At 44.2% G+C, this 8739-nt stretch carries 7 protein-coding genes, 1 tRNA gene and 1 other RNA gene (1 of these 9 running past the window's edge); 5 read left to right on the top strand and 4 right to left on the bottom strand.

Annotation, left to right across the window (positions count from 1 at the left end):
* Positions 1-226 precede the first annotated feature (226 nt).
* Both serS and BSG1_RS13735 read left to right on the top strand, forming a co-directional pair.
* A complete protein-coding gene (gene serS, locus BSG1_RS13740; RefSeq protein WP_006837689.1) occupies positions 227-1507 on the top strand; it encodes a serine--tRNA ligase in 1281 nt (426 codons plus the stop codon).
* 129 nt (positions 1508-1636) lie between these two features.
* A tRNA-Ser gene (locus BSG1_RS13735) sits at positions 1637-1729 on the top strand.
* Between the two features lie 311 nt (positions 1730-2040).
* Here BSG1_RS13735 and BSG1_RS13730 read toward each other — a convergent pair.
* The 4 genes from BSG1_RS13730 to BSG1_RS13710 all read right to left on the bottom strand — a co-directional run bounded on the left by BSG1_RS13730 (position 2041) and on the right by BSG1_RS13710 (position 5766).
* On the bottom strand, positions 2041-2709 hold the full coding sequence (locus BSG1_RS13730; RefSeq protein WP_006837688.1) for a deoxynucleoside kinase: 669 nt from the start codon (positions 2707-2709) through the stop codon (positions 2041-2043).
* On the bottom strand, positions 2706-3347 hold the full coding sequence (locus BSG1_RS13725; protein WP_006837687.1) for a deoxynucleoside kinase: 642 nt from the start codon (positions 3345-3347) through the stop codon (positions 2706-2708). Before BSG1_RS13725 ends, BSG1_RS13730 begins: the two co-directional genes overlap by 4 nt.
* Positions 3348-3515: 168 nt before the next feature.
* Positions 3516-4799, bottom strand: a complete 1284-nt coding sequence (locus BSG1_RS13720) for a glycoside hydrolase family 18 protein (RefSeq protein WP_044022914.1) — start codon at positions 4797-4799, stop codon at positions 3516-3518.
* A gap of 421 nt (positions 4800-5220) precedes the next feature.
* Positions 5221-5766, bottom strand: a complete 546-nt coding sequence (locus BSG1_RS13710) for an isochorismatase family cysteine hydrolase (protein WP_006837684.1) — start codon at positions 5764-5766, stop codon at positions 5221-5223.
* Positions 5767-5875: 109 nt separating this feature from the next.
* Here BSG1_RS13710 and tadA point away from each other — a divergent pair, with 109 nt between their 5' ends.
* The 3 genes from tadA to dnaX all read left to right on the top strand — a co-directional run.
* On the top strand, positions 5876-6373 hold the full coding sequence (tadA, locus tag BSG1_RS13705; protein ID WP_044022915.1) for a tRNA adenosine(34) deaminase TadA: 498 nt from the start codon (positions 5876-5878) through the stop codon (positions 6371-6373).
* Between the two features lie 79 nt (positions 6374-6452).
* Positions 6453-6717, top strand: an RNA gene (gene ffs / locus BSG1_RS20415) — signal recognition particle sRNA large type.
* A 378-nt stretch (positions 6718-7095) separates the two neighbouring features.
* Positions 7096-8739, top strand: the 5' portion of a protein-coding gene (gene dnaX / locus BSG1_RS13700) for a DNA polymerase III subunit gamma/tau (RefSeq protein ID WP_006837682.1). Its footprint extends 54 nt past the window's final position; 1644 of the gene's 1698 nt are visible here — the first part of the coding sequence; it begins with the start codon at positions 7096-7098; the stop codon falls past the right edge of the window.

The following is an 8739-nucleotide window of genomic DNA, read 5'->3' as shown; positions in this document are numbered from 1 at the left end:
ACCGATGGAAGTGCCTCATGAATCCATCCTCGAGTAAGGTGCTGAACACATTCGTCAGTAGGCACTTTCGGTGAAAACCGTTATATTACTTAAGAGGAAAGTAGTTCTATACTATTTTCAATCAGGGTGGCAACGCGGAACCTCCGTCCCTTTTATGGGATGGGGGTTTTTTGTATTCTCAGGAGCCCTTTAAACGATGTGAGCGGATCAAAAGGAGGAAATATCAATGCTGGATATCAGGCATTTAAGAGCGAACTTTGAAGATGTGAAAAATCGTCTTCAAGACCGCGGAGAAGATCTAAGTGATTTTGAAAAATTTGAGGAATTGGATGTAAGAAGAAGAGAACTGCTGGTTGAGACAGAAAACTTAAAAAGTAAGAGAAACGAAGTATCTCAGAAAATCGCTGAAATGAAGAAAAACAAGGAAAATGCCGATGACCTAATCGTCGAAATGCGTGAAGTCGGCGGCATGATCAAAAAGCTTGATGAAGAGCTAAAGGAAGTTGAGGGCAGCCTGGATCACTTAATGCTGTCTATCCCTAACATTCCGCATGAGAGCGTGCCGGTGGGGGCTACGGAAGATGATAACGTTGAAGCACGTAAATGGGGAGAAGTGCCTTCTTTCGATTTTGAACCAAAACCCCATTGGGATCTTGCAACTGAGCTCGGTGTCCTTGATTTTGAAAGAGCAAGCAAGGTGACAGGAAGCCGCTTCGTATTTTACAAAGGACTGGGTGCAAGACTTGAGCGTGCGTTGATTAACTTCATGATGGATCTTCATATGGACGAACATGGCTATGAAGAGATGCTTCCTCCATACATGGTTAACCGCGAGAGCATGACGGGCACAGGGCAGCTTCCGAAGTTTGAAGAAGATGCTTTCCTGATTGAAAGCGAAGACTATTTCCTTGTACCGACTGCTGAAGTCCCGGTTACCAACTACCACCGTGATGAAATACTAACAAATGATCAACTGCCGATTGCCTATACAGCGTTCAGTGCCTGCTTCCGTTCTGAAGCGGGATCTGCAGGCCGTGACACTAGAGGATTGATCCGTCAGCATCAGTTCAATAAAGTCGAGCTTGTCCGCTTTGTGCGTCCGGAAGAATCGTATGATGAGCTGGAAAAGTTGACTGGACATGCAGAAAAAGTTCTTCAATTATTGAACCTTCCATATCGTGTCATGTCTATGTGTACAGCTGACCTTGGATTCACGGCTGCCAAGAAATATGACATCGAAGTTTGGATTCCAAGCTATGGAACTTACCGTGAGATTTCTTCTTGCAGTAACTTTGAAGCCTTCCAAGCACGCCGCGCGAATATCCGATTCCGCCGTGAGCCGGGCTGTAAACCGGAACATGTTCATACATTGAACGGATCTGGTCTTGCACTTGGCCGTACTGTAGCTGCTATCCTGGAAAACTACCAGCAGGCAGACGGAAGCATTGTCATCCCTGAGGTACTTAGACCTTATATGCGCGGTGTGGAAGTAATCAAGCCAAAATAAGCTGGTGATGTATCGGGCGGTAAGGCATTTCCGCCCGATATTATTGCAGAATATAATTTTTTCGAAAAAAACTTAGAAAAAGTGTTGACTCATAGGTTAAGCCCATGATATTATTACTCTTGTCGATACGGAGGAATACCCAAGTCCGGCTGAAGGGATCGGTCTTGAAAACCGACAGGGGTGTTAAAGCCCGCGGGGGTTCGAATCCCTCTTCCTCCGCCATTGATTTTAATTTAACCATAGCGCATAAATATTGGAGATATGAAAGCCGTTGCCTAGTGCAACGGTTTTTTTTTATTCTATTTTGATTTAATGAGATGCCTGAAAACGATCAGTCCGTTTATTGAAGGATATTAAATATACGCTTTGTTAGTGATTATAGTTGTTATTTCATATGTTTTGGCTTGCTCCCTATTAATGTAGGGAGACCAAGGCTCTATTCACTGGTAATTTGTATTGAAATGAAGAGGATATACCAGAGCCTAAAAATAAAAAAGGATGTAAAGAGCAGCAGCTCTATACATCCTTTTTGTTTATGATTTCAATAACCGGGTCTGTTCAATAAAATAACCGATACGTTCAATAATCGGCTCAATAGAGTTTTCATTATTGACCAGATCATAGTCATTTATATTTAATCGCAGAACAGGACAGGCATTGAAGGAGTCGATCCAATTTTCATAACGGACATGCATCTCCTGCCAGTAGTCAACTGGTGTCTGCTGTTCCATCGGGCGTCCTCTTTCCCTGATGCGGTCCACCACATCATCAATCGATCCCTCTAAGTAGATGAGAAGGTCGGGGTGTGGGAAGTAAGGAGTCATCACCATGGCATCGAAAAGGCTTTTGTAAGTGTCATAGTCGACTGCAGACATATTTCCTTTTTCGTAGTGCATTTTAGCGAAAATCCCGGTGTCCTCATAAATGGAACGATCCTGAATAAAGCCTCCGCCATATTCAAAGATTTTCTTTTGCTCTTTAAAACGCTCAGCGAGGAAATAGACTTGAAGGTGGAAGCTCCAGCTTTTGAAATCCTCATAAAATTTATCCAGGTATGGATTGGTATCGACTTTTTCAAATGATGTACGGAAACCAAGTGCATTTGCAAGTCCGTTGGTCATTGTCGATTTTCCAACACCGACGGTTCCGGCAATCGTGATAACGGCATTGCTTGGGATCCCGTATTTAGTGCGAAGGTTCATGTTAGAGTGGCTCCTTTTTTCAATGTTTGTTCTAAAGAATCTATAATAGCGGATAAGTCATTTTGATTTTTCACAAAATCCATCTCGTCCCCATTAAAGCGCAGAACCGGGGTGTTCGGGTATTTATTTTCGAACTGCTGCATGTGGCGTTCGTAATCCATGGAAAGCTGCTCAAGATAAAGAGGGCTGATTTTCTTTTCAAACTCTCTGCCTCTCATGGCAATCCGCTGCAGAAGTGTATCCAGACTCGCATTCAAATAAATGATGACATTCGGAACCGGCATATCTTCCGTTAGTATTTGATAAATGTTCAAATATTTATCAAACTGTTTATTCTTTAATGTTCTCTCAGCAAAGATGAGGTTTTTTAAAATATGATAATCAGCGACGACTGGTTTATTCTGAGAAATGAAATGTGTTTCAATATCCTCCAACTGCTTGTAGCGGTTGCATAGGAAAAACATTTCAGTTTGAAAGCTCCATTCATCAATGTTGTCATAAAATTTATCTAAAAATGGATTTTCATCAACGATTTCTTTTAAAAGATGATAATTGAAATGATCCGAAATGGCCTTTGCTAAAGAAGTTTTCCCTACTCCAATCGGTCCTTCAACCGTAATGAATGGAATGCTCCCCATACAATGTCCTCCTTTTCCGACATTATGGATTTATAATCGACATATATTCGCCAAATGACGACAGATGTTATTTTAACACAATATATAGATGTTAGGGTGGTATTTTTATAAGAGGGAAAATAAAGAAGCCGCCTACCCGAACGACCCGGGACGGCGGCTCCATGAAGGTTATCTTTTGACGACATTGAAGTTATCGGTAATCAACAGCCAATTTTGCGGGAAAGGAAGGCCTAGCTTCCAGTAACTCATGCCTCTTAAATTCAGTTCTTTCATTAAATTGAATTTTGCCTGGATGGAGCGGGCATCTTCAAACCAAACCCGATGCTGTTTTCCTTCTTCATCCTGATAGTTAAAAAATGGTGCCTGAGCTTTTTCGTCATATTCTATAGGAACGTTATACTTGGCAGCGATTTCTATCGCTCTTTGCGGGCTCACTGCTTTAGCGGTATCGCCCTCTTTAAACGGCAGGGTCCAGTCATATCCATAAAGGTTCTGCCCCATCATTATCTTGGAAGGAGGCATCTCGCTGATCGCATAGTCAAGGACTTCACGGACTGGCCCAATAGGCGAAACGGCCATCGGCGGGCCTCCGCTGTATCCCCATTCGTAGGTCATGATGACAACAAAATCGACAATTTCTCCATGTGCTTTATAGTCATGAGCTTCATACCATTTCCCTTTTTGCCCGGCACTGGTTTTAGGGGCGAGGGCTGTTGAAAGGAGCCAGCCTTCCTGATTGAAACGGGCTTTGGCTTTGCGGAGGAACCGGTTATAAGCTTCACGATCCTGCGGCCGCAGATATTCGAAATCAAAGTGAATATCCCGGAAGCCGTATTTCTTGGCAGCGGCCACGACATTTTTGAGGAACTTGTTCTGGATGTTAGTGTCATTCAGAAGAATCCTGCCGACTTCATCGCTGAATTGTCCTTCTTCCTGATTAGTGATCGCCATCATCAGAACGTTGCCATTTGCCCGGCCGATCTCCAGCAGCTTGCCCACCGGCGGCTCTTTCAGAGTGCCGTCCCGTTTTGCTTCGAAGTCAAAAGGAGCAAGATACGTCAAGTAAGGAGCGGCATCACGGGCACTTTCCTCTAAATTCGGCTGTACCGTTGTGCCATACGGCTCTACATACGCATTAAACTCTCCGTCTCTCTTAGGGCGTTCCGGGATGTACAAACGGAACCCTACTTGAAGACCCTGATTGACAGAGATTCCATTGATTTGTGCAAGTTCCTGATAAGAAATGCCGAACCTGTTGCTTATGGACCAAAGGCTGTCTCCTGGCTGGACAAAATAGAATAACCCTACAATTGGAATGACCAGTGTTTGACCGACCACTAAATTATCGGGATTAGGAAGATCGTTCGCTTCCACAATATCTTCAGTCGTCGAGTTATATGTCTGAGCAATTCCGAATAGCGACTGGTTAGGCTGGACTACATGGATTTGCATAACTTGCCCTCCCTTTAACATTTTCCACTGTAAGAAATGTATGTGTGAGGATAGGGAAGTATGATGGTTATAGAAGAACTTTTTGATCTTGTCGTTTAGATAAGTTGTAAGATGATTTCTACTATGTCGTGATTCCGGGGAACTAGAGGGACGCCCAGTTCCAGCACCAAGGTTACGTACCTACTGGAACGTAACCCGGCCCCTCGGGATCAAATAACCCGAAGAGAATAAAAAGAAAGACCACCTTTTTTTCTCTTCGGAACATTTGCCTGTCGGGGCTAACCGGGGTGCTTCCACTTTTGATAACAGGTGAGACCAAGGTTACGTACCCACCGGAACGTAACCCCGGAGGCTCACCGCCCGCCCCGCGGAAATCAACTTTCTCATTCATATAATAACAATTCATACGAAAAGAGCCTTTCTAAAAGATATCACCTGAATCAACGATTTCTGCTTTAAGGACATTTTTCATCATTTCAATGGCATAGCGGTTGTCATCTTCACTGACAGAAGCGATGCAGTTCTGTGGTATTACTAATTTGAACTCTCTCATATAAGCATCATTAGCTGTGAACAATACACAAATATTTCCGGCGATACCCGAAAGGATCAGTGTATCGACTTTTAAAGTGTGAAGAAGTGTATTCAGTGCGGTCCCATAGAAGGCAGAGTGCTTGGGCTTGATGAGGAAATAATCATCCTTGCCGGGCTGTAAGGGCTCTATGACGGGCAGACTGATATCGTTCTGGCACTTTTCGTAAATTTTTTTCAAATCAGCCTGCCAAAGGTTATAATGGTCATTAATATAAATGACAGGGATTTGCTTCTTGCGGCAATTGCTGCGCAGGGCCTTGAACGGCTCTACTGTTTTTAGAGTGTGCTCGGCGAGTGTCTTCCCGTAATCGAAGGTGAACGGATTCAATATATCTATAATCAGCAAAGCGGTATTGCTATTCAATGCATTCATCGGCTCCCTCCTTTTGTATAGTTTTGGGAGTGGTGAAGGGTTTTATCCATAAGTAAGGACTTTTATATGGTAAGGAGTTAAATAGGTGGATACCAAACAAGAATATTTTATGAAGCTTGCAATTGACGAGGCAAAGAAAGCAGAGGATAAAGCGGAGGTTCCGATCGGGGCGGTAGTCGTACTGGATGGTGAAGTGATCGCCTCTGCACATAACCTCAGGGAAACGACTCAGAATGCAGTAACACATGCAGAGCTGCTGGCAATTGAAGAGGCTTGTAAAAAATTAGGAACATGGAGGCTCGAAAATGCTGAGCTTTATGTTACATTGGAGCCATGCCCTATGTGTTCAGGTGCGATCATTTTATCAAGGATCAAGACAGTGGTATACGGTGCACCGGATCCAAAGGCAGGATGTGCCGGCACGCTGATGAACTTGTTGGAAGATGATCGGTTTAACCATCAGTGTGAAGTAGTGCCAGGTGTGCTGCAGGAAGAATGCGGCCAGCTCCTGACCCATTTCTTTCGCGGGCTGAGGGCAAGGAAAAAGGAAGAAAAGAAAAGACGAAAAGCAGAGATGGAACAACATACAGGAATTGACAATGGCTAACCCGTTGCTTTTTTCCGTAAGAGCTAGTATACTAATATTTGCGTCGGACATGGCGCAACTAAATATGGTATCAATTTTGCCGTGCTAGGCGGGGAGGTAGCGGTGCCCTGTACTTGCAATCCGCTCTAGCGAGGCTGAATCCCTTCCCGAGGCCTGCACTCTGTAAGGCCTGCCTCAAGTAAGTGGTGTTGACGCCCGGGTCCTGCGCAATGGGAATCCATGAACCATGTCAGGTCCGGAAGGAAGCAGCATTAAGTGGACTCTCCCATGTGCCGCGGGGTTGCCTGGGCCGAGCTAACTGCTTGAGTAACGCTTATGGATGCATGTCGACGGAAGGTGCACGGCAGTTTAATACTTATATAAAAACTCATCCTTTTAAGGGTGAGTTTTTTGTATGCAGTCAACTTCAATAAAAAAACTTCATTATATGAGGCTCTTTTCTAAAGTTTTGTTGCTTTTAAATGTGATTCACAAAAAAATACAGCCAAGGTTCAAGGTAATATTATGGTAACCCAGAGAGAAAAGAGCAGCTGCCCTAAAAAGCAATATTCTAAACGAAAACAGCCTTATATTAAAAGAGCCTTTGTAAAAACAAAATTACATAAGTTATAATAGAAAGATGAGATTAAATATTTCTATATACAGCACAAGGAATAGTTTTCAGGGTAAAAGCAGAGACAGCTTTATTCTATTGAGAATACATATAAAAGGAGGAGATCGTTTTGAGTTATCAAGCTTTATATAGAGTCTGGCGGCCGCAGCAGTTTATCGATGTAGTCGGACAGCAACATGTAACAAAGACATTGCAAAATGCTCTCCTCCAGCAGAAAATATCACATGCCTATCTTTTCTCAGGGCCAAGAGGGACTGGGAAAACGAGTGCAGCCAAAATTCTGGCCAAGGCTGTCAACTGCGAAAGAGCACCGGTTGCAGAACCTTGTAACGAATGTGATTCCTGTTTGGGGATCACTGACGGCTCCATTCCTGATGTTATCGAGATCGATGCGGCTTCCAATAACGGGGTCGAGGAAATCCGTGATATCAGGGATAAGGTAAAATACGCCCCTAATGTAGTCTCATATAAAGTTTACATTATAGATGAGGTTCATATGCTTTCCATCGGAGCCTTCAATGCCTTGTTAAAGACACTTGAAGAGCCTCCTAAGCATGTCATCTTCATCCTGGCAACGACAGAACCCCATAAGATTCCTCTGACAATCATCTCAAGGTGTCAGCGATTTGACTTCAAGAGAATTACGGCAAGGGATATCGTGGGGAGAATGACTCATATTGCCGATGAATCAGGTGTACAATATGAAGAAAAAGCGTTACATGTGGTGGCCCGGGCTGCGGAAGGCGGTATGCGTGATGCGCTCAGTCTTCTTGATCAGGCGATATCCTTCAGTCAGGACAGGGTAACGGTAGATGATGCCTTGACCGTGACCGGAGCTGTCTCCCAGGTATATCTTAATAGACTTGCCAAAGCGATCTTCGAGAATCAAGTGGCCGATGCCCTGCAAGCCTTGGAAGAGCTCCTTTTCCAAGGGAAGGATCCTGCAAGACTGACAGAAGACCTGGTCCTGTACTTCAGGGATATGCTGCTTCATCAGACTGCGCCAAACCTAGAGGAATCCCTGGAGAGGGTTATGCTGGATGAAGATTTCAAGGAATTGGCCGAAAGAGTCTCACCTCAGCATATTTACAAATTTATTGATATACTTAATGAAGCGCAGCAAGAGATGAAATTCACCAATCATGCCCGTATCTATATCGAGGTGTCGATTGTGAAGCTTTGTCAGCTTGAAGTGGAGAGTAATGTTTCCTCACCGGAAATCGGGCAGCTTCTTCAAAAAGTCCAAAGCCTGGAGAATGAACTGAATCAGCTGAAGGCAAAAGGAATTCCGGCCGCTCAACCTGATGCAGCTCCCGCCCCTAAGAAGAGGGCGTCTTCTTCCCGAAAGGGTTTCAAGGTTCCGACCGGAAGGGTACAAGAAGTGCTTAAGACAGCGACTAAGGAGGATCTTAACCTCATTAAAAGCCGCTGGGGTGAAATGCTCGAAGTTCTGAATCAGCGGCAGATGCGCTCTCAAGCGGCATTGCTTAATGATGCCGAGCCTGTTGCAGCTTCATCCAATTCATTTGTTTTAAAATTCAAGTATGATATCCACTGCCAGATGGCTATGGAGAATGCAGGCTTTACGGAGGCGCTAAGTTCCATCCTGGGCCAACTGACCGGAAATGAATATCAAGCGATTGGCATTCCGGAGAATCAGTGGCAGAGTGTCAGAGAAGAATTCATTAAGCACCAAAGAAACGATGATCCTGATTCTGCTGCAGGCGGAGAAGCGGAAGAAGAAGATCCGCTG

The sequence above is a fragment of the Bacillus sp. SG-1 genome (genome assembly GCF_000181495.1).
GTDB lineage: Bacteria > Bacillota > Bacilli > Bacillales > Bacillaceae_B > Rossellomorea.
The sequence above is the reverse complement of the archived record's forward strand: the minus strand, read 5'-3'. Positions and strand labels throughout refer to the sequence as shown.